Below are 22,198 nucleotides of genomic sequence, written 5' to 3' on the forward strand. Positions count from 1 at the left end.
CCCCTTGTTCCCTGTTCCCTGTTCCCTGTTTACTGTTCACTGTTCACTGTTAAGCGTTCCCTGATTTCATATCCTTAATCATTACCTAAATACGCTTCAATCACAGCTTGGTTACTTCTGACAACAGATGGTTCCCCCAAAGCTATCAACTGACCAAAATCTAAGACAGCAATACGGTCACACAAACCCATAACTAAGGGGACATGATGCTCAATAAGAATTATCGTCAAGTTGAATCTGTCACGGAGATGACGGATAAATTTACTTAGTTGTTGCTTTTCATTGGGGTTCATACCTGCTGCTGGTTCGTCTAACAGTAATATTTGTGGTTCTAAGGCAAGAGCACGGGCAATTTCTAGTCGTCTTTGGTCGCCATAGGAAAAATTTTTAGCCTTTTCGTCCTGACGTTCACCTAAACCAACAAGCTCTAGTAATTCTAAAGCTTTTTGCTTACTTTTTTTTTCTTCTCTAGGAGCAGGTGGCAGTCCTAAAATACCTTTGAACGTATTAGTTCTGATACGGCAATCACGCGCAATTCTCACATTTTCTAATGCAGATAGTTCAGCAAATAAGCGAATATTTTGGAATGTTCGTCCAATACCTAAACTTGCAATTTGATGAGGATGTAATTGAGAAAAATCGGCACCTTGATAAAGTAATTGTCCACTAGAAGGTGTGATAAAGCCTGTCATCAAATTAAACAGAGTTGTCTTGCCAGCCCCATTTGGACCAATGAGTCCAAATATTTCATACTGGGTTATTGTAAAAGAGACATCATTTACCGCCACTAATCCCCCAAAGCGGCGAGTGAGATTTTTAACCTCTAATATTGGTAATCCTAACTGACTTGTCGTGAAATTTTCTTGAATCATTGTATTTATTTAAAGAGACTATTACTGCGCTTTCTCCATTTTTTCAAAAAATCTGGAGTGACAAGACCTTGGGGGAAAAATATTGTACCAATCACTATAAGTAATCCAAAGATAATTAATCTACCATCTCGTAGAAATTGCGCAAACCAAGAAGGTAAACCGCTTGTATCGGATATTGATCTCAGCACTTCTGGCAAAGCTGTAAATACCATACCTCCAACAACTGGACCTAAGAAAGTTCTGGAACCACCAATTAACACAAAAGTTAAGTAGATAATACTAGCATCAAAGGTTCCTTGACGTGCATTCCAGGTGTTGAGAAAATGGGCGCTAACTGCACCAACCATTCCAGCCAGAATACATCCTGAGGTAAACGCCAAAACTTTATAGTAAGTTGCATTAACTCCCATCGCACCAGCAGCCAATTCATCCTCACGGATAGCGATGAATGCTCTTCCGACTCGGATGCGTTCTAAACGGTAAATGAATGCAATGCTGATGAACAGCAATGGTAGGACAATCCATAAATATTCGATTGGTGTTTGAAAAGGTTGAGGGATACCGAAAATGCCGACAGCACCACCTGTAATATCCAAATTTAGGGATATGACTCGCAGAACTTCTACAAAAGCAATGGTGGCGATCGCCAAATAAATCCCCCGCAACCGCAACGCCGGAATTCCCACCGCTACACCCAGTAAACCAGAAATGATTGCAGCAATCAACATCTCCAGCAGTAACAGTGGAATCGGGAATGAACCAGTTGTGGAAGAGAAAACGGTTGTGGAGAGAATCGCAGCAATATAACCACCCAAAGCATAAAAGCCAGGGCTTGCCAAAGATAACTGTCCAGCCATGAGTGGCAAGTATAACGACAGCCCCAGCAACGCCCCTAGTACCATAGAGACGATAAGAGAACCATAAGTAGCAATAAATTCAGCCATTTTTGAAAGTTTTGACCAAAAGTTTTGACCAAGAGTTTTGACTAAGCTTTATACCAATTCTCTGTAAACTTGCACTAAATACTTACCTCTTCCACTCTTGGCGTTCTTGGCGTCTTGGCGGTTCGTTTAAGAAATCTTAAGTGCATCTTCATGGAGAATTGGTATTAGTAGGGTGTTCCATCTTTGTAGATAAATCCGCTGAACTTACCATCAGGACTTGCTTGTGTCATCAAATCATGATCAGGATAAGTCGCTTCGTCATAGAGAGTGCGATCGCCTACTTCCAGATAAACTGCAACCACCGATGAGCGATTAACTAAATGATGTCCATTAGCTTCATTGGCTGGAAATCCCGCCGCCATTCCTGGTTTGAGAATTTCAGCACCTGCATCTGTTATTAAAGTTATCTCACCCTCTAAAACATATATGAATTCATCTTGATGTGAATGCCAATGTCGCAAAGCAGAACAGCTTCCAGGCTCTAACTTCACAAGATTCACTCCAAAGTTTTTTAGTCCTGCAAAGTTGCCTAAGCGTTGTCGAATTCGTCCCGCAACCATTGGCTTGAACTCATCGGGGTAATTCGAGCGTCTTTCAGTAGGAACTTTCTCTGGGTCGATAATCATTGAATCACCAATCCGCTTTTAAACTTTCTGAACAAACCGACGCCCAAGTAAACCTTGAGGTCGAACTAATAACATAATAAACAGGATGCCAAAAGCAACAGCATCTTTGTAGCCTGAATATTCACCTGGGACAAAAGCCTCTACTAGTCCAATAACCAAACCTCCTACAACAGCACCGGGAATACTGCCCAAACCACCTAATACAATGATCGATAAACCCCTCAACCCAAAACTAAGGCCAAAATATGGTCCAGGAATGCTGACACTAGAAGCAACTAAAGTTCCCGCCACTCCTGCTAGAAAACTACTGATAAAAAATGTCAGCACAATATAGCGATCGCTATTAATTCCTAACAAACTTGCTGTTATTGGATCTTCTGCGATCGCCTGCATCGCTTTACCATGCTTTGTATAATTAATAAAGCAAGTCAGCATTGCGACAACCACGACTGATATCGCAAAAATCACTATTTGAACAGTACGAATCGGAATGGGATTCCCTGGAGTTCCAAAGTTAATAGATGATGGCAAACTACCGTAAGTATTGGCAGGAAATGTGTAACTTTCTGCTCCTACGAGATACTGGAGCAAGTTAACAATCACGACTCCTACACCCAAACTAGAGACAACGGTTAACAATGAATCAGAACCGCGCTGTCGTAAAGGTAGAAAGGCAATGCGTTCAATAAAAACCCCAACTAACCCTGCTATGGTACTTCCCAAAATCAAGGCAACAGCAAATGGTAATTGTATAGGTAGCGATGCATTAGCTAGCACACCATTAAATCCAAAAGCACCACCCATGAGTGTGTATGTAAAATATGCACCCAGAGTAAAAACCGCACCATGAGCCAAATTAATGATGCCCAAAATAGAGTAAACAAGGGTATATCCCAAGGCAAAGATAGCATAGACACTGCCAATAGATAACCCATTCAAAAAGTGTTGCAAAATTATAGATATATTCATGTTGCAACTATTTTAATATTGTAAAATTAGTTTTCTTAGTGTTTGGATCTACCTGAATTTTTGACACATAAAATTCTTTTTGAATAACATCGCCTACAGCTGTAAAAGCAATCTCACCCAAAGGAGTTTCATACTTTCCTCCTAAAAGCTGCTTGTTCAATTCTGTACGTAACTGATTAAGAGGCATTGTACTAATTTTGGACTTTTTATCCAAAGCTTTCAATGCTTCTACATACACTTGTACAGCAGCAAAAGCTTGACCACTAAACTGAGGTGGTTCTTCGTTAAATTGTTTTACATATGCAGCGCGAAAGTCCTTGTTAACTTCTCCTGGTTGCTGTGGACTGTAAGCTTGAGCAATAATCACTCCATCGCACGCTTGCTGACAAACTGCGAAAACTTTTGCTGTGTTCAAACCATTTCCCGCAACAATTAAGCTTTTGTAACCAAGTTCCCGTAGTTGTCGCACTAAGTTACCACCATCAGCAGCTAAGCCAGAAATCACGATCAAATCTGGTTTTAAATTCAGAGCATTCGTAGCTTGAGACTGAAAGTCAGTGTCACTTGTTTGGAACTTTTGTACTGTGACTATTTCCAGCCCCTGCTCTTTGATTGTCTTCTGAAAAATTTCTGTTTCCGACTTACTGTAAACATCATTTTGAGCGAAAAAAACCGCTACTTTTTTAATGTTAGGATTTTGCTTGAGTGCAGCTTTCACTGAAAGAGGTGCAACGGTAGAAATGGGTGCAGAAACACGCGCAACGTAATCTCCAATCTCTGGAACTCCTTTAGCGGTATTAGATGCGCCAATCACAGGAACTTTTGCTCTTTCGGCAATGGGATCCGCACTAAAAGCTTGCTGTGATAAAGTTGGACCAACAATACCAACAACTTTATCTTTATTAATTAAACTTTGAAAAGCGTTAATTGCTCCGGCTTCATCACCACCCGCGTCTTGAAGCACTAATTTAATCGGAGTGCCATTCACACCACCTTTATCATTAAAATACTTTTCAGCAATCTTTGCCCCGGCGACTCCTTCTTGACCGAGTAACGCCACGTTGCTGGTTTGTGCGAAAGCAATACCCACGGGAATAGAACCAGATGTAGTTGTTGCGGCGGCGTCAGTCGCAGAATTTGGGGTGGAATTCGTTCCAGTATTTGAACTACTGTTAGTGCCACCGCCGCAGGCTGTTAGCAGGATAGCACAAGTAGCAAATATTGCAGTTGTAATAGTCGTAGGTTGTTTCATGGTCAAGGAATGCTAAATTTAGTATTAGTCTTGACAAAAAGTAGACTGTTTATAGTTCAAGACTGTTTCTGTAGAATCACCATACTCATTAAGAGTATTTTGGCAAGAATTGTATTAAATCATTTTTATCTCCGGACTGCAAAGTTAAATCCTCCAAATCGTTTTCAGAGAACTTCTTGGTTAAAAAAATTTACAGATACTATGCCATTTTTAGACTTTCATCTCAAGTTAATAAAAATGGGCAAAAATTTAATTTATACAAGAGGTTTAGTTTTCTAAAAAACTAAACCTCTTGTATATAGCGACAAATCTTGTGGGGTAAGCTTCTAACCTTGCACGATATAGGATAGGCGCTAATCCCATCCCACAAGATTGGAGAACCGTAACAGTCATCGGGTAACGAATGCAATTTTATACTAGTTTGTAGGTGTCTGCCCCATTCTTGCCGCGATGCGAGACTTAAACGCTTCGATCATCTCGGGTGTAGCCTCAGTAGTTTGCCACGCCGGACGTGCCATCAAGCGACCGCACCAAGCACTTAATTTTGGATAATCACTCAAGGACACACCCCCTCTCGGCAACCAGGGTACTACAGTTCCAGCCACAACCTCGGCTAAAGTTAGGTTTTGACTGCCAAAGTAAGGGCGTTCATCTAATAGATTCTCAAAAAACTTCAGTACCGTTGAGACTTTCTGCTTTGCCTTTTCGATTTTTTCAGGATTTCCTTCTCCTAAGCCTAATATCACCGGAAACAGTGGAGATATAGCAGGGAACAACTCATTCGCGGTAACGAGTTGTACCATTCGGGCGATCGCCAAATCCTTCGCATCAGTTGGCAACATCGCAGGCTTGGGGTACTTTGCCTCTAAATAATCTAAAATTGCCAGAGATTCCACTATATTAAAGCCGTCGTCTACTAAAACTGGAATATGGTGGAAGGGATTAAGCGCCAGAAATTCTGGTTGAAACTGTTCGCCATTCAGTTTCACCTCCACCAACTCAAACTCAAGTTCTTTCTCCAACAGAGTAATCCAGACACGGCGCGAATTTGGAGAAATGGGATCGTGATACAGCCTCAACATAGGAAAAACTTACAGTTTTATAAATAAAGTGGGCATTGTTACCCTATACCCTACACTCAATGAAATGACTCTAACAATAAACAAACAAAACTTGGGATATAATTCAAAGCTATTTGTGTTACTGTGAACAACTTAAAATTGCCTTCTTTGCCGGATATGGCAAATATTTGGCAGGAAACTCTCCAATGGACTCCTACTGTCCAACAGCAAGTGCAATTCCAACAACTTTACGAATTCATATTACAGGGTAACAACCAATTCAACCTGACTCGCATTACCGACGCCCAAGAATTTTGGGAAAAGCATCTTTGGGATTCTCTGCGAGGAATAGCGCCCATTCTCAAAGATGGAGGAGTTGGCGGAGTAGAGGGAGAAAACACCTCCCTATCTTCCCCCACTTCCTCTACTCCCCTATCTGTTATTGACATCGGTACGGGTGCGGGTTTTCCGGGATTTCCAGTTGCTATGGCTGTAGCTAATAGTACTGTAATTTTACTTGATTCTACTCGAAAAAAGATTGTGTTTCTTGAAGAAACAAGGGCTGCGCTTGATTTGACCAACGTTATAACTTTGACTGGTAGAGCTGAAGAAGTCGGTCAACAAGCCCAGCACCGACAAAATTATGATGTCGCCCTAGTTCGCGCTGTAGGGACAGCTTCTGTGTGTGCTGAATATGCCCTGCCATTACTTAAGCAGGGTGGTTTAGCTGTTATCTACCGAGGAAATTGGACAGAACAAGAAACGAAAGCTTTAGAAAATGCTGTTGACCAATTGGGGGGTGTTATTGAATTAGTTGACAAATTTACAACTCCCTTAAGTGAAAGCATTCGTCACTGTCTTTACTTACGGAAGGTAGCAACTACACCAGTTCATTTTCCCCGTCCTGCTGGTGTTCCTACTCAAAAACCACTATAGGAGGAGATGGGACGATTGCAACAGTGAGGCAGTCAGAGAAGGCGAGAGTTAATCCGTGTAGAGACGTTGCATGCAACGTCTCTACATCAATGGGAATTTTGAAATTTCTTGATTTGGCAACGCCGAAAAATTTCCCTCTCTCCTATTGTCCCCTTGTCACGCCCCTTTACCTCCCTCTACTAACCGTTTATTGATCTCATCCCAGTTCAGGACGTTCCACCAAGCAGTCAAGTAATCAGCGCGGCTGTTCTTGTACTTGAGGTAATATGCGTGTTCCCACACGTCATTACCCATAATTGGATAGCTACCTTTACTTAAAGGACTGTCCTGATTGGCTGTGGTTGTGACTGCAAGCTTTCCATCTTTGGTGCGGACTAGCCAAACCCATCCACTTCCAAAACGACCTGTACCAGCTTCGTTAAACTGATTTTTGAAGGCTGCAAAATTGCCGAAGTTTTGTTTGATCGCGTCTGCAATCGATCCTCTAGGTTCTCCACCACCGTTTTGCTTCATGATTCTCCAAAACATTGAGTGGTTCACATGACCACCACCATTATTGCGTACCGTTTTACGAATATCTTCTGGCACACTGTTAAGGTTACGCAACATCTGTTCAACAGTTTGATTCTTGAGTTCTGGATGTTTGTCTAATGCTGCGTTTAAGTTTTTTACGTAAGTCGCATGGTGTTTATCATGATGAAATCGCATTGTTTCGGCGTCTATGTGTGGTTCAAGCGCCTCGTAGGCATAGGGTAACGGTGGTAATTGGATAGCCCCTGTGTTGCTTGGACTTGGATTGTTTGTATTTGGACTTATTTTGTTTTGGCTTTGCAGATTCTGTGCCGAAGCACAAGAATCTAAAGCAAATGCACCCGCACTAGCCCCGAGTAAAACTAAGAAATGACGACGAGCAATAGGCATAATAGTGACTGTGGTAGAAAATGTTATCTTTAGTTGTTGTTTTTTGAAAATTGAGACTAAAAACTATATCGATTTTCAATTCTAACCATAAGTAGACCCAAACACGTATCAATTGTTAATACTGATTTTTCATAGTTTTAAAAAATGCTTTTAACATTATAAATACTGGTGCTTGTGTCCAAAAGTACTTTTTGTCTGTTTAACTTTGCGATAACCGCTGCACTGCTTCACCTGCCAACATCTGATGTGCTTGTGCAAGAAGGCGAGGAATTTTGTCAGCATGAGGACTACGGCTAAGACATTGTCGCAAATCTAGCTTATGTATTTCCTCTGCTTTGTTACCAGGAAACCAATGACTCGCATTGCCAAGCAGGTTGTAACGCATTTTGGCATACTCCAGTAAGTCGTAGGCGATCGCCAAATTTCTTAACCATAAAATCACTGGAATATTCATCTGATCTGGTGTTTCCTCAAAAGTGGGTAAATTGACGTGCCAAGTTTTCACCCACTCTTCACCCAAGGTAGCAATAGCTTCTTCCTCTAGACGTGCCAAAATTGGTGACAAAATTTCAGATGCATTCTCCAGCAAATCTAAAGTTTTCAGATGTTCATCAAAATCTTGTGGTTTTGCAGCCCCCAGACTCAAAGTATGTACCTGAGGGTGACTTAGACAAAACAAATCATTAAAAACCATCGGACTCAAAGGAGTGCAAAGATTAATTAATTTTTGTGGTGGTTTATATAACATCCCTCCTTTATCAGATGGGCTAATAATAAATACACCCATATCGTGGCTATTTGCTGCTTCAATAGCAGCCCAATTCAGTTGATTGATGTAATACCAATGCAAGTTGACATAATCAAATTGATTAGTCTGAATGGTTTGAATAATAGTATCTGTTGAACCATGTGTGGAAAAGCCGATAAACCTAACTTTTCCTTGTGCTTGAAGTTTTTTTGCAACATCCAAACAGCCACCAGGACGAATGCTATTGTTAAATGACTCAGGATGATTGATACCATGTATTCCTAGCAAGTCAACATAATCTAACCGAAGATTTCGTAGTGAAGTTTCAAAGTTACGCTGAAATTCTTTCGGATCTGCTGCAGGATTAACTTTTGTTTGAACAATTAACTGCTCACGAGGAAACGTTGGTAAAATTTTCCCTAACTGCATTTCCGAACTACCATAACCACGGGCAGTTTCAATGTGATTAATTCCTAATTCCATTCCCCGTCGAATCGTTGCTTCTAGATTTTTCTGGTTATCACGGGGTATTTGCGACTGCGAAACATCCTGCCATTTATACTGGTATCTCATACCACCGCAGGAAAAAACAGGCATTTTTAATTCTGTGCGTCCAAATCGTCTGTATAACATCAGTGGATTCATGAGCGAAATCAAAAAACAATTACAGCTACGGTGATCAAATATGAGAGAACGAGAGGAAAACCTGAAGGCGATATTCAGGTTTATTAAACCTACTTTAACCCAAGCCCACGGTTTGGGTTACAACGGTTATGCTGGTTAAAGTGGCGGCAAACACAACACTCGTTTGAGTGTTAGGTTTCTTCCGCACGCAATTTCTCACGGGTTGTACTCTCCCTAAAATGTGAGGATATAACACCAGACGATCAGCGCACAAAAGAGATTAAAAGAAGGTGTTGAAGTGGAGATACTTTTGGTTATTGCCATTGGTTTCTTACCGTCCCTATTATCCCTGTGGTTGATGCGTAAAACCCACGGTAGAACACGTTCACGGTTTAGACGAGCCGCTGCTACAATTTATCCTGTAGGGCGAGTGCAACAAAGCAGAATCAGCGATGATAGCCATTGCACAGAACGTAGCGCCCTCACAAGCGATCGCTATTATCTCGAAGGAGTCGGTTACCTTGTTGGCGATATCAGCTGCCGATTTAATGCTCGTTCTGGTTACCTGCGCTGTGCTGTCAACCCCAGTGGACCATGTGAAGGTTGTCGCTTATATCAAGCAAGGGAAACCGTTTCTAGAGAAAAAAGCTCATCTGACTTCTAGCTTGATGTAGTAAGTGGTGAAGCATCAAAGACGGGTTTTCCCCGCCCTGATAGACTTCACCCTTGCATCAGTGCATTCAACAATTTATCAGCACCAAATCGTATTGAATCTGTACAGGGTATTCCAGTTTCTATTTCAGTCTGAGCGATAGCATCCAATGCTTGTGATTCATCTAAATCTTTTGTATTCAAAGATATGCCAACAACAGGTACAGATGCAAATGCACCACCTGCACGGGCAACAGTTTCATAAAGTTTTACTACTTCTGATAAAGGCGGAATCGGTACACCATTAATCACCTCAGTTTGTCCGGCACGATGAACGAGTATCATCTGTGTTGGTTGCGATCCTCTGATTAAGGGTAGCGTTGCAGTCGAACCGGGGTGCAGTAGGGAACCTTGTCCTTCAATATGCAAAATGTCGTAGTTTTTACCATATCGCATGACCACCTGTTCCACAGCACCAGCGGCAAAGTCTACCCTGACTGCATCCAATGGCACACCATCCCCTTCTAACATCAAACCAGTTTGACCTGTGGCAATAAATTTAGAACGCAAACCCCGCCGGCGTGATGCCCAATGTAACTCTAGGCTAGTTGACATTTTACCGACTGCCATATCAGTACCCACAGTTAAAACTCGCTGACATGCAAGATTACGTGCCAAAGCGCTAGCAACATCTAAGTTAGATGGTTCTTTACGTACATCCCAAATCACTTGCCCTGGCTTGAGTAATGCTTTTAAGTCTGGCATACTTGCCAATGGCGTGTGCAAACCGTTGACTATTGACATTCCCGCTGATAAAGCGTTCTTAAGTTCATGCCAATAATCATCTGGCAAAACACCTCCTTTAGGGGCAATACCAATAACCAAAACCTGAGGTTGATATTCCAGCGCTGCTGCAACTGATGCCACAATTGGCACATCACGCTTGATACCCGTTAACTCAGTTAAAGATTTGCCTGCATATTCGCGGTCAATCACTGCGACAATTGGGGCTTCACTGTAGCGTAAAATTGACAGCCCAGTTTTGCCATGACGTCCCAGAAGTTCCTGATGTAGTAGGACAGCTACTCGTTGATTAAGCGCCAGACGCACTATACTGTACCCCCAACCCTGGTAAATCGTTTGGTAAAATTCTCCCCTCCTGCACGTATCCACCTGTAAAAGGGTCATCTGTTAAATTTAAGTGACTATCCAAGTCGAGATAGTCAGCTAATGGGGCAAGTTGTGCTGCTGCTGTATTCGCTAGCGTACTGTCAGAATAGCAACCGAACATCACTTGCAACCCATATGCCCGTGCTGTATGTACCATTCGCATTGCCTCAGTTAAACCCCCTGATTTCATAAGTTTGATATTAATCCCATCTACATAGCTTGCCAATTTGGGAATATTGGAGCTGTTGAAGCAACTTTCATCAACAAAAATAGGTAAAGGAATTAGCCTTTTTAGTTCGGCTAAATGTTCTTCCTGCCCTTTTGGCAGTGGCTGTTCTACATACTTTACACCGATATCGGCAAGCCAATTGCACATAGATACAGCATCTTCCAAACTCCAACCCCCGTTTGCATCAACGTACAAGTCTCTAGCTGCTGCTTCTTCTCGCACTGCTATTAACATTTTTCGGTCTGCGTCAATACCATCCGGATTACCTAACTTTACCTTGAAAACACGGACATTCGTGAACGCGAGCCAATCTCGCGCCCTCGCCCTTGCCCCTTCTGGCGAATTGATACCAATTGTGACTGAAGTCGGCACTATGGCATCGCGATTGAGTCCCCAAATCTGCCACAGGGGTAGCCCCACACGCTTTCCCAACCAGTCGTGCATTGCTATATCCAGCGCTGCGATCGCAGATGAGGGTAGTAAAGCTTTTCTTAATATTTGTTCGATTTCTTGTCGTTGCATTGGACTGAATGCTTGCAAAGAGGGTGCTACTTGCAGCAAAGCATCTTTTATGACCTCAGTTGATTGCGGATGAGTGCCTACACTGAACGGCGATGCTTCCCCCCAGCCTTCGATACCATCGTGCAAAATCCTTACCCATATATTCGTCGTTTGTGCCGTTGTACCACGACTAATGGTCAAAGGAAAACGCTTATTGACAGTAAATTTTTCTACTTTGATTTGCATAATTACGCGTAATATTGCGATCAAACCGCTTACTTTCAACAAATCAAAGCTTATACTACAGCGTTTGTGCCGTTGTGGCACGACTAATGTTTAACGGAAAGCACTACTCATATTCCGTTATCTGTAAAGAAATATTTCAATTATTAAAACGAACATAAAGATTTAGCTAGACTTTGATCATTCTTTAGATTCTCTTAACAAAATTTTCTCCGTACTTCTAATCAAGTCTGTTGCGGGTAGTCATACCTGCAACCTTTTTGTAAGTTAGAAGCGAGATTGATATAGCTCTAAAAGAATACTTTTTTGATTTGCTTTAATATCTCTTATTTTTCAGAAGCTCTTATGACTATCGTTCCAGGTACAGTTGTTAAACTCCCCAACGGTCGTAACGGTCTGGTTATTCCTTCACCCTGGTGGAAACCCGGTAGTGTGTTAGTGAAGTTACCACGTGGTAAAAAGCGATGGTTCAAGGTAGATGAGTGTATTCCCAACCCATAAGCTGGTGAGTCGCGATCGCTCAAACATTGAAGATAGAAGTCATAATTCGGAATTTGGAATTCAATCAGTGGGGGCTTGTATTCCCGACTACATCGGCAAGTTTTTAAGACAATCTTACTTTTGTCAATTAGTGATTATGCTTAATATTTAGGAAAAACGGAGGTATGAAGTTAACTCTTGTACTAAACTTAAATTGATTTATGGAGAAAAAATGCGGAGCAACTTTATTCAAGCCCCTGGATTCATGAGCCAGTGCGTAGGCTTCAGTTCCGCAACTTGTTACAAGAGCGTCTGGGCAGGAGTTAGCACAAGCGCGTCCTGGTCGTGCTTCAATTTTAAATGAGCGAATTTTGACGTCTCGGCTCATTTCGACTTCGCTCAATGTAAACCGCTCGACGTACTAGCTGAGCTTCGACACAACGACCGCGCTCAATGCAAGCAGGCTCAGCTTCCGCGAAGTCAACGCGAATGCGTGTTCAGAGGACATAGCTTTGAATTTTGACTTTTGAGAAGCGAGTGACAACCGTTCGCCTAGTACAGTGCGGCGTAAGTTTAGATAGGGTTATACTGCCAAACGCTTCCCCTTAAAAGTCTATATTTACACCCTAACCGAATTTACGCCTTGGAGTACTAGTTAGACTAGTTACAGTACCTTTATAGAAAAAAGTAAAGGAATCACAATGGTTACTGAAAACAGTCTGAAACAGAACACACGGGACACTATTGAGCCACTTAAAGAAGAAAATGTTGGGATATTCCAGTGGAGCAAGCAGTGGTATCCAGTAGCAGTAGTGGACTTCCTTGACGCGTCTTGCCCACATGCTATGCAGTTATTGGGTAAAGATATTGTTTTATGGCGTGATGGCTCTGGTCAATGGCGTTGCTTTGAAGATTCTTGTCCACACAGGCTTGCTCCTCTTTCTGAAGGACGTGTTGAGTCTGATGGCTCTCTTATGTGTGCATACCACGCTTGGCGCTTTGACTCCGAAGGGCGATGTATCAGCATGCCGCAATCTAAAGACAAGCAGACTGAAGCGAAGCATTGTGCAGACAGTAAGTCATGTGCAGTTGCTTATCCTACACAGGAACGTCAAGGTCTGCTGTGGGTATGGCCAGAGTCAGGTTCACAGGCTGTGGCCCAAAGTCAGTTGCAGGCACCACGGATTATCTCTGAGCTTGAGAATCATTCAGACAGAGCAGAGAAGCTTTTTTGGTATGTGCGCGACCTACCATATGGATGGGATTTTTTCATGGAGAATGTGTCAGATCCTGCTCATGTGCCGGTCAGCCACCATGGGATGTCAGGTAACAGGTACAAGGATGCCAACTATTACGACATGATTCGGGTTAAGGAGATGTCTACACAAGAAGGTTTCTCCTTTGAAGTTAAGCCGCCGGTTCTCCCAAATGCCAAGCAAACTATCAACGACTTTCAACCCCCCTGTTACATGAGAATTGCTTCCACATACGAGGGTGGGACTCAAATGATCCTTGCTTTGTATGCAATCCCTACTCGTCCTGGGTGGTGTCGTCACATTGGATGTCAGGTGTTAGTGAAGAATGAGGAAGGGAAGCGCCCGCCAGGTATAGCATTCTTTGCTCTACCTATGCCTGTTTGGTTGGGTCACGTCTTGGCACCCCTGTTCCTGCATCAAGACCAGGCGCTTCTTCACTACCAGCAGAAGAACTTGGCTAAACGGGGAAAAGACAAATGGCTGAATGCTGTTTATACACCCAATCCCCAAGATAAGATGGTCATTGCGTTTCGTAAATGGCTGGAGGAGAGAGCCGGAGGTGATATACCTTGGGTATCAGAATGTAACCACGAGATTCCCCACCAAGAGCGAGACACGCAAAAGCTTTTTGACGTGTGGACGACTCATACACAACAGTGTATGGTTTGCCAAAAAGCTCTGAACAACATCAATCGCATTACTAAGCTGGCTTATTTGGCTTCTGTTGTTTGTCTGTGTTTGGGCGTGCTTGTGGACGCACGTGCTATTGCAATCAAAGCAGATCTTACAGCTTCTGAGCAAATGACCACAACATTTTCAACTTTTACCCCATCTGCCGGATTCTGGTGGGCAATAGGGAGCGCAATATTATTTGCTCTGGTGGGCTATGTGCTTAAGAAGTTCAGCAGACTATTCTATGTTTATGAGTTTAAACACGCTCACAACGACTAAGGAACGTGGAGCAAAAAAAATGCAAAACTTTAATTTTGTAGAGTGTGTTACTAACGCACCAAAACCCTGTAAACAGTTTCGTACTCTCAGCTTGCACACTCTACATAATTTATAGCGGTTTGCGATTCAATCAGGTACATCGGGTAGGGCGAAGGGTCGTTCGCCTTTACGCTGCGGATATACTTCATTCAGTACGATGGGCGCAATGCCTTGCGCCCCGTATGGTCTATTTACCAGAAAACTACTCTAACTACACTCAATTCAGAGTTTATCCGAGCGTAACTTGGAAGTTTTTTTCAATGATAATTCTTTATCACTTGTTCTATAAAATTTTGCCAAATCTCATTGGGAACCCAAATTTTATGTAACTCTTTCTTTGCATCTTCCTCACTCATATATTCATGTAGACGACAATAAAGATAGATAAATGCTGAAACTCTCTTATTGGCAATACAATGAACAAACACTTTTTTATCGGTGTTTGCTTCCATGACGCTAAAAAAATCGTTCACGTTTTCAATAGTGGGTTTTTCCCAAACAACAGGAATGTGAACATACTGCATACCTTGAGATTCAACAATTTGTTTTTCCTCAGGTAAAGCGTTGGTAGATTCTGGTAGTGCCAAATTCACAACGATTTGATATCCTGCTTGTTGAATTGCTGAAAATTCTTTTGTTGTTGGTTGTCCTGAAGTGGCAATCAAATCTGAAATTTTTATATAATTGTAAATGTCTTCAATCTTATTATCCATAATATTTACAGGTAAAATATCGCTTACAGATAGTTTTCAACCAGAGAGATTCAGGACTTACGCATTTCAACGTAATTCCGTCATTGCGAGCGACAGCGAAGCAATCTCCTCAAGGTCAAGATTGCTTCACTCCACCCTTCGGGTTCGCCAGTCGCCTAGGTCGGGAAACCCTGCTGCAGCGCTGGTCTCGCTACGTTCCGTTCGCAATGACATTCTCCCTTGTTGCGTAAGTCCTGAGATTTTCTGATGAGCAACTTTTGGAAAAACTAAAACAGATCACTGAGGGACTTTTGTGCTCTGTAGCAATCCTATTTGATTTGTGTGAAAGTGCCTGTGCGTAGCGAATAAATTGGGCATCCTCAGATTCCCGACAACTTTTAAAGGAGTCGGGAATCTTGTTGTTCACGAATGATTTACGACTGCTATAGCGTTTTTTAAGCAACTGAGGTACACCCAAATCTTTTTTAGTAGAGTTAGTAGCCTTGAAAACGTACCTCACCAGGTCGGGAACCGTTATAATCGTTATCAAGCATGAAGATTGGCTTGTTCTTGCAACCACGGATCAACAGGTTGTCCATCTTTGCGACGTAATTCAACTTCAACAACCATAACTGATTTGGAACCAGGAGGTGCTGGTTTTTGATGGAAAAGAATATCGTAATCTGCGGGATTATGATTGCGTTCTTTTAACCAATCATGCACTTTTGTTGTGGCGAAAAACGATTGCCCGTTCTCAAACATCCGGGTAAGTTCCATCTGTAGAGTGTAGGGATTGAGTCTGCCCATTGTTGACTACCTTTGTAAGTAATTTAAAGTATAATTTATTATCCGATACTTGCTGGCGCTAGCACCCGGATTTACCTGGGTTAAATTTCAGCCGCAGCTCGCTCTATCAATCGACGTGCTAAAGTTTGTGTACCTGTATGTTCGTAGTAATTCGTTGACATATCCAGCAACGCAGCAACGAAGTCTAGCTTATCATCAGCAACATCGACAAAACTTTGCAAGTGGTTGGCGACCTTTTGTGGTGTCAAATGCTTTGAAGTAATTAGAGTAGTCATCCAACCACTCACTGAATTGAAGCTTTCGCCAATAAAGTTGAGTTTGCTACTGGAATTGTTACCTGGAATTTCTGTTCTGATATTTTGAAAGGTTGAGTTTTGCTCTAACTCCTGAGGACTTGTGTGATTAATTCTAGATAGTGCGGTACTGATGAAGTTTGGACCTAGAGGTATCAAACCATCAAAGCAAACTAATGCAGCCATGCGGATGAAGGATTCATCGCTGTATTCACCCAAAGACCTGACAAAATCCCCAATACTGTTTCCGGGAATACCGTTAATTTGGCAGAAAGCTACTAATTCAACAACTAGTTTTAAGCACAAGTCTATGGTTTGTGCTTTATCAGCTTTGGGAGTAAGTCGGTTTAAAAAACCCAAAAGGGGAACTTTCTCACCCACTTTGTTTGCGAATGCGGCTGCACCAAGTGCTTTATCTGTGCGTTCAACGGTCTGATAAAGCCACATTGCTCTTTGGTATCCCTGAGAGCGATCGTTGTAGAGATAAACTGCTCGTTCGCCAATTTGTTGAATCAGCCTTTCGTCGGTTTCGCCAGTGACAGTTTTGATCGTGTTGACAAACCCAACTACATTTCGCCACTCACCAGGAGCAATAAAATCGAGCGCGCGCAATGCAGAAACGGTCAAATTGCTGGTAGGTAGTTCATCAACTAACTTAGAAATTGATTTGCTCATAAATACACCTCAATTGTTTTCTGGTTACCGATAGGCGTGCGGCGCGTCTGTTGCTACGAGTGCGATCATCTTCGCCAGACACTCCATGCTGGAAGCACCTCGGAGTGACCTTAAAGCTGCGGAGCGCATTCACACCTGTTAGATCTTAACTTCTCTTCTACTGTGTAAGAGTTCGGAAAACCTCATAACCTGTAGTTGATAAGTCGCACTCAAAGTTAAGCTGTAGCTAAGGAAAAACGCAAAAGCTTTCTGAGTACGGTAAACTGTAATGCGAAATTTCTTAGGTAATCGTTAAAATCAAAATAAGAAAACGATATTGAGGAGCCACCAACGATGCGAGTTACATACGATTCTGATAAGCGCAAATTGTTATCATCTCTGTGTCATGGGGCGATTTTTTTTAGTACAACATTATTTTCGATTGGTGTTCCAATTATAATTAACTTAATCTCTGACGATCCTGTTGTTAAAAGCAACGCTAAAGAATCTATTAATTTTCACTTTAATGTTTGGTTTTGGGCAATATTAATTGGAGTTCCAATTGGGATTATATCTTTTCTCACCCTTGGTCTTGGCGGAATTTTGTTCTTCCCCGTTGTTGCTTTCGGCTTTTTACTGCACTGGGGACTGACAATTTGGGCGCTGTTGCACTGTTTCAGCAACCCTGATCAACCGTTCCGTTACCCATTTATTTTTCGAGTTTTCTAATTATATTAACTTAAGATAAAGTTTTTTTGGAAAAGGGATTTTGACAAGAATCCCTTTTTTATTTTTTGGATGCGATACGCCAAAGGCGTCTCTTGCTTCGCGCAATCGCACCTTGCAGTTAGGGCTATTTCATTCTATGCAACACTATTTATTTAGTATATGGTACTGAAATGCTACGCCGAAAAAGTATCATTTATTAAACAATTGCTATAATTATATAGCTTTAAGTTATTGATGATACAAAAAAAGAATTATGAAGTGAAGTTAAACTTGTAACATTCATTACTAATTCGCATTATACGACTGATTTTTGTTTTAACAGTGCATAAGTAAATTGAAATTACACCTATTAAGAATACAGCAAGGCTTGCTATAAATCTAAACTTTAAAAATTTCCTCCTCTTGATAAGCTTAGAGATACTGAGCCTTTATGAAGTTTCACAAATGAGATAAATTTGAGAGTTAAATGACATGAAAACAGAAACTGTTGGTATCGTATCTATTGGCTACTATGTTCCCTCAGGCATTTTAACCAGTGAGGAAATGGCGAAGCTAGCTCATCTGCCTGTGTCTGTTTTCAGTGAGAAAATTGGCATTAACAAGAAACCTATTGCCAATAAAGATGAGCATCCAAGTGATATGGGAATTAAGGCAGCTTTAGAAGCGATCAATAAGGCAGGAATTACACCAAGCGAAATTGATCTGATTGCTTATTGTGGAGCTGGAGACTACGACTACAGATTTTGGTCACCCGCTGCCAAAATTCAAAATGAAATTCGAGCAGAAAACGCCTTTGCCTTTGAAGTCAAAAATTTTTGTAATGGCGGCAATCTAGCAATACATATCTGTCGGAATATGTTACTAGCAGATTGTGATTTGCATTATGCATTAGTTATCTGTAGCGATAAACTATCCATGCTACTTGATTATTCGGATCAAGACTGCCTATCAACATTTACTATGGCTGATGGCGCAGCAGCAGCAATTTTGAATAAAGGAGAACCAAGCAATCAAATCCTCTCTTATCATGCCATCACTAATGGAAAATTAGCTGATTCTATAAAAGTGCCTATAGCAGGAACGAAGTTTCCCGTTTCTGGTCAACCAATTGACAGCAAACTGAGTTATTTAAAAGTGGCAAATCCTAAAGAACTGGAAAAAACATTATCAGACCTTTATTTAGATAACTATTGCAAGGTCATTCAAAAGTCACTACAGAAAAGTGGTTATAAGATCAATGAAGTTGATTTCCTATTTACTAATCAAGTCAAAAAGAGTTTATCTCAAGGAATTCTAAACTCTCTAGGTTTAACAGATGAGCAAACATTAATTTCTTTGCCTGAATATGGTCACTTGGGTGCAGTAGATACTATGTTTTGCTTAGCAAAAACTTTAGAAGACAAGAAAATAAAACCTGGAAATATAGTGGTTTTAGCCAGTAGTGCTGCTGGTTTTTCCTGGGCAGCACTCACTGTCAAATATTAGACTCTTTATTCACAAATAGTAACGAATAGTATATAAAATTGCTTACTCTGTGGTGCAATCCTAAAAAAAAGGATGGACTACGGCTTCGCCTAACCCACCCTACAAAATAATTTGTTTACTATTTCAAGACAGACATCTTAGGGAATCTACATATTTCTTAACCCAAAGCCGATCGCAACTCATTTTGCGCTTGTTCCAACGCCTCTGGTAATTTACTCGCATCGCGTCCGCCTGCTTGGGCAAGATTCGGACGTCCGCCACCGCCACCGCCGCAAATTTTGGCGATCGCACCCACAAATTTCCCTGCTTGCAACCCTTTCTTATTCACTTCTGAACTGAAAGCTGCAACTAAACTCACTTTCCCTTCTTCTGGAACAGAACCCAACACCACTGCACCATTACCAAGTTTTTGCAGCAAGCGTTCGGCTGCAGTTTTTAAGGACTCTGGATCAACGCCTTCCATTTTGGCGACGAGAATTTTATAATCGCCGATGGACTCGACTGTTTGCAGCAAACTATCTGATTTGGCGATCGCCAGTTGTGATTTAAGCGTTTCTAATTCCTTCTGGCTGGTTCTGAGTTCGTTTTGCAGAGTTGTAATTCTGTCGGGGAGTTCTTCGGGTTTTACCTTGAAGCGATCGCTCAAATCTTTCACGACCTTATCCCGTACATTCAAGTAATCTAGGATTGCAGGACCGGAAACGGCTTCAATTCGCCGCACTCCTGACGCCACGCCAGCTTCAGAGATAATTTTGAAAACGCCTATCTCCGCAGTGTTACTGACGTGAGTCCCTCCGCACAATTCCATTGATACACCTTGAAAATCAATGACGCGTACTTCTTCGCCGTATTTTTCCCCGAACATAGCGACAGCACCTCTGGCTTTTGCTTCGGCTAAAGGCAAAATTTCCACTTTGGCAGAATGTGCCTCAGCTATCCAAGAGTTCACCAGTTCCTCAACTTGGTGTATTTCATCTGGTGTTAAAGCACGGGGACAGTTGAAGTCAAACCGCAACCTGTCAAATGACACCAGCGAACCTGCTTGCGATATCGAGTCATCAACAATTTTCTTCAACGCTGCTTGCAAGAGGTGAGTTGCGGTGTGGTTAGCTTGGAGGCGACGACGACAAGCTTGGTCAATTTGGGCGCTCACAGCATCTCCTACTCGGATTATACCGCGTTCGATGCGTCCGAAGTGCACAAAGAAATCAGATTCTTTTTTCACATCGTGAATTGTCACGAGGACACCATCACCGGAGAGATAACCGCGATCGCCAATTTGTCCTCCCGACTCTGCATAAAATGGAGTTTGGTCGAGGACAATTTGCACGTCTGTTCCTGCTTCTGCTTCTTCTTGGGAGACGCCACCAATCAACAACACTTCGACTTTGGATGTCGCCACAGGTTGCGTGTATCCGATAAATTCTGTCGCTTGGATATCCTCTGCTAGCTTGTCCAGAGAACCTTGTACTGTTAAGTCGATTGTTTTGTGTGCTTCCTTCGCGCGTTCTACTTGCTTTTGCATTTCCGCATCAAAACCCGCCTCATCAACCGTGAGGTTATTTTCAGCAGCAATTTCTTGAGTCAGTTCTAGAGGGAAACCGTAAGTATCGTACAAGGTGAAAGCACTTTCACCAGTAATTTGGGTTGCGCCTTTGCTTTGCACCTGCTGGATAATTTCCGCCAGCAGTTCTTCACCGCGTTCCAAAGTTTTCAGGAAGCGGGATTCCTCTCGTTGCAGTTCTGCTTTTATGGCGTTTTCTCTTTGGCGCACATTGGGGTAAGCTGATTCCGAGAGGGCGATCGCAGTCTCAGCAACTTGAGTAGTAAACTCTCCCTGAATTCCAATCAATCTTCCATGACGGACAACCCGACGAATCAGGCGGCGCAGAATATAACCTCGTCCTACGTTAGAAGCGCGGATTTCATCGGCGATCATGTGAACAATTGCCCGAATATGATCTCCAATCACTTTTAACGAGACTTTGGTTTTCTCATCAGCTTTGGTGTAATCTATCCCAGCGATTTCTGCTGCTGTTTTGATAATCGGGAAGATTAAATCAGTTTCGTAGTTGTTGGGAACTCTTTGGAGGATTTGCGCCATCCTCTCCAAACCCATCCCAGTGTCGATGTTCTTGCTCGCCAGTGGTGTTAAGTTTCCTTCAGCATCCCGGTTATATTGCATGAAGACGAGGTTATAAAACTCGATAAATCGAGTATCGTCTTCTAAATCTATGTTGTCATCACCGCGTTCTGGGTGGAAATCATAGTATATTTCTGAACATGGACCACAAGGACCAGTAGCACCAGATACCCAAAAGTTATCATCAGCCCCCATGCGCTTGATTCGTGCTTCCGGAACACCAATTTTATCGCGCCAGATTCCAAAAGCTTCGTCATCTTCCTCAAAGACACTGACAACGAGTTGTTCTGGTGGTAAACCAAAGACTTTTGTGGAAATTTCCCAACCCCAAGCTATGGCTTGTTCTTTGAAATAATCCCCAAAACTGAAGTTTCCCAACATCTCAAAGAATGTGTGATGCCGTTTCGTCCGTCCAACATTTTCGATATCATTGGTGCGGATGCATTTTTGGGAAGTGGTAGCACGTTTGAATTCGCTTGTCCGCTGTCCGAGGAAGATGGGTTTAAATGGTAGCATCCCCGCGATCGTCAGCAGTACGGTTGGATCTTCTGGTACGAGGGAAGCACTTGGGAGAATTTGGTGTCCCCGTTGAGCATAGAAGTCAAGGAATTTTTGGCGAATATCGTTTCCGCTGAGGTATTGGGGATAATCAGACATGGGTATTTACAAAAATAGTATCAACGAATAAAGTTTCTGAGTTCCGAGTCCTGAAAAATAAATTATAAGTTCGTAAGAAAATCTTGAGTCATTTTCTCCTTATTGTCTTGATTTCAGTCAGCACTCATTAAGTACGTTTATATATTCTTGCATTTTGTTTCAGTTTGCGACCACTAACCTTTGACAAGAGGGTAGGTTAGGGGTGTAAGGGTGTAGGGGTGTAGGGGGAAATCCATCATTTGCGCTGGTTCACCAAATCAAGCAG

21 protein-coding genes are annotated in these 22,198 nt (G+C 42.2%); 7 read left to right on the plus strand and 14 right to left on the minus strand.

The window, feature by feature from the left end:
- Nucleotides 1-74: 74 nt before the first annotated feature.
- The 6 genes from AC5JM2_RS29240 to AC5JM2_RS29265 all read right to left on the minus strand — a co-directional run bounded on the left by AC5JM2_RS29240 (nt 75) and on the right by AC5JM2_RS29265 (nt 5,745).
- Complete coding sequence (locus AC5JM2_RS29240; protein WP_495838589.1) at nt 75-872, minus strand: ABC transporter ATP-binding protein; 798 nt, start codon at nt 870-872, stop codon at nt 75-77.
- 5 nt (nt 873-877) lie between these two features.
- Nucleotides 878-1,816 (minus strand): branched-chain amino acid ABC transporter permease, encoded by a 939-nt coding sequence (locus AC5JM2_RS29245; protein ID WP_495838591.1) that lies wholly within the window; start codon nt 1,814-1,816, stop codon nt 878-880.
- Nucleotides 1,817-1,980: 164 nt separating this feature from the next.
- The gene (locus AC5JM2_RS29250; protein WP_495838593.1) at nt 1,981-2,442 is read right to left on the minus strand and encodes a cupin domain-containing protein; all 462 of its coding nucleotides are present in this window, start codon (nt 2,440-2,442) and stop codon (nt 1,981-1,983) included.
- Between the two features lie 18 nt (nt 2,443-2,460).
- Nucleotides 2,461-3,411 (minus strand): branched-chain amino acid ABC transporter permease, encoded by a 951-nt coding sequence (locus AC5JM2_RS29255; protein WP_495838595.1) that lies wholly within the window; start codon nt 3,409-3,411, stop codon nt 2,461-2,463.
- Between the two features lie 7 nt (nt 3,412-3,418).
- The gene (locus AC5JM2_RS29260) at nt 3,419-4,663 is read right to left on the minus strand and encodes an ABC transporter substrate-binding protein (protein WP_495838597.1); all 1,245 of its coding nucleotides are present in this window, start codon (nt 4,661-4,663) and stop codon (nt 3,419-3,421) included.
- Nucleotides 4,664-5,079: 416 nt separating this feature from the next.
- Complete coding sequence (locus tag AC5JM2_RS29265) at nt 5,080-5,745, minus strand: glutathione S-transferase family protein (RefSeq protein WP_495838599.1); 666 nt, start codon at nt 5,743-5,745, stop codon at nt 5,080-5,082.
- A 123-nt stretch (nt 5,746-5,868) separates the two neighbouring features.
- On the opposite strand from AC5JM2_RS29265, the gene rsmG reads away from it, so the two are divergent.
- Nucleotides 5,869-6,660, plus strand: coding sequence for a 16S rRNA (guanine(527)-N(7))-methyltransferase RsmG (rsmG, locus tag AC5JM2_RS29270; RefSeq protein WP_495838601.1), 792 nt, complete (start codon nt 5,869-5,871; stop codon nt 6,658-6,660).
- A gap of 156 nt (nt 6,661-6,816) precedes the next feature.
- On the opposite strand, the gene AC5JM2_RS29275 is transcribed toward rsmG, so the two are convergent.
- The gene (locus AC5JM2_RS29275; RefSeq protein ID WP_495838603.1) at nt 6,817-7,581 is read right to left on the minus strand and encodes a superoxide dismutase; all 765 of its coding nucleotides are present in this window, start codon (nt 7,579-7,581) and stop codon (nt 6,817-6,819) included.
- 199 nt (nt 7,582-7,780) lie between these two features.
- The gene (locus AC5JM2_RS29280) at nt 7,781-8,962 is read right to left on the minus strand and encodes an aldo/keto reductase (protein WP_495838656.1); all 1,182 of its coding nucleotides are present in this window, start codon (nt 8,960-8,962) and stop codon (nt 7,781-7,783) included.
- Nucleotides 8,963-9,311: 349 nt separating this feature from the next.
- Between AC5JM2_RS29280 and AC5JM2_RS29285 the strand changes: the two genes are divergently transcribed.
- Nucleotides 9,312-9,617: a DUF6464 family protein gene (locus AC5JM2_RS29285; protein ID WP_495838658.1), complete on the plus strand. Its 306-nt coding sequence runs from the start codon at nt 9,312-9,314 to the stop codon at nt 9,615-9,617.
- Between the two features lie 56 nt (nt 9,618-9,673).
- Here AC5JM2_RS29285 and AC5JM2_RS29290 read toward each other — a convergent pair whose 3' ends face one another.
- Nucleotides 9,674-10,714 carry an N-acetyltransferase DgcN family protein gene (locus tag AC5JM2_RS29290; protein ID WP_495838605.1) on the minus strand — a complete coding sequence of 347 codons (1,041 nt, stop codon included), beginning with the start codon at nt 10,712-10,714 and terminating at the stop codon, nt 9,674-9,676.
- On the minus strand, nt 10,698-11,750 hold the full coding sequence (locus tag AC5JM2_RS29295; RefSeq protein ID WP_495838607.1) for a dipeptide epimerase: 1,053 nt from the start codon (nt 11,748-11,750) through the stop codon (nt 10,698-10,700). The genes AC5JM2_RS29290 and AC5JM2_RS29295 overlap by 17 nt, the downstream gene beginning before the upstream one ends.
- A gap of 342 nt (nt 11,751-12,092) precedes the next feature.
- Between AC5JM2_RS29295 and AC5JM2_RS29300 the strand changes: the two genes are divergently transcribed.
- From AC5JM2_RS29300 to AC5JM2_RS29310, 3 genes are all read left to right on the plus strand, one after another.
- A complete protein-coding gene (locus AC5JM2_RS29300) occupies nt 12,093-12,248 on the plus strand; it encodes a hypothetical protein (protein ID WP_495838609.1) in 156 nt (51 codons plus the stop codon).
- Nucleotides 12,226-12,399: a hypothetical protein gene (locus tag AC5JM2_RS29305; protein WP_495838611.1), complete on the plus strand. Its 174-nt coding sequence runs from the start codon at nt 12,226-12,228 to the stop codon at nt 12,397-12,399. Before AC5JM2_RS29300 ends, AC5JM2_RS29305 begins: the two co-directional genes overlap by 23 nt.
- A gap of 529 nt (nt 12,400-12,928) precedes the next feature.
- Nucleotides 12,929-14,434, plus strand: coding sequence for an aromatic ring-hydroxylating dioxygenase subunit alpha (locus AC5JM2_RS29310; protein ID WP_495838613.1), 1,506 nt, complete (start codon nt 12,929-12,931; stop codon nt 14,432-14,434).
- 296 nt (nt 14,435-14,730) lie between these two features.
- On the opposite strand, the gene AC5JM2_RS29315 is transcribed toward AC5JM2_RS29310, so the two are convergent.
- From AC5JM2_RS29315 to AC5JM2_RS29325, 3 genes are all read right to left on the minus strand, one after another.
- Nucleotides 14,731-15,186 carry a protein tyrosine phosphatase family protein gene (locus tag AC5JM2_RS29315; protein WP_495838615.1) on the minus strand — a complete coding sequence of 152 codons (456 nt, stop codon included), beginning with the start codon at nt 15,184-15,186 and terminating at the stop codon, nt 14,731-14,733.
- Between the two features lie 525 nt (nt 15,187-15,711).
- On the minus strand, nt 15,712-15,972 hold the full coding sequence (locus AC5JM2_RS29320) for a hypothetical protein (protein ID WP_495838616.1): 261 nt from the start codon (nt 15,970-15,972) through the stop codon (nt 15,712-15,714).
- An 80-nt stretch (nt 15,973-16,052) separates the two neighbouring features.
- Nucleotides 16,053-16,940, minus strand: coding sequence for a hypothetical protein (locus AC5JM2_RS29325; RefSeq protein WP_495838618.1), 888 nt, complete (start codon nt 16,938-16,940; stop codon nt 16,053-16,055).
- Nucleotides 16,941-17,273: 333 nt separating this feature from the next.
- Between AC5JM2_RS29325 and AC5JM2_RS29330 the strand changes: the two genes are divergently transcribed.
- Both AC5JM2_RS29330 and AC5JM2_RS29335 read left to right on the plus strand, forming a co-directional pair.
- Nucleotides 17,274-17,648, plus strand: a complete 375-nt coding sequence (locus AC5JM2_RS29330) for a DUF4870 domain-containing protein (protein WP_495838620.1) — start codon at nt 17,274-17,276, stop codon at nt 17,646-17,648.
- A gap of 471 nt (nt 17,649-18,119) precedes the next feature.
- Nucleotides 18,120-19,133 (plus strand): 3-oxoacyl-[acyl-carrier-protein] synthase III C-terminal domain-containing protein, encoded by a 1,014-nt coding sequence (locus AC5JM2_RS29335; RefSeq protein ID WP_495838622.1) that lies wholly within the window; start codon nt 18,120-18,122, stop codon nt 19,131-19,133.
- 157 nt (nt 19,134-19,290) lie between these two features.
- Here the strand turns inward: AC5JM2_RS29335 and alaS are convergent, their stop codons facing one another.
- The gene (gene alaS, locus AC5JM2_RS29340) at nt 19,291-21,933 is read right to left on the minus strand and encodes an alanine--tRNA ligase (RefSeq protein ID WP_495838624.1); all 2,643 of its coding nucleotides are present in this window, start codon (nt 21,931-21,933) and stop codon (nt 19,291-19,293) included.
- Nucleotides 21,934-22,198 lie beyond the last annotated feature (265 nt).

The sequence above is a fragment of the Brasilonema angustatum genome (genome assembly GCF_059505445.1).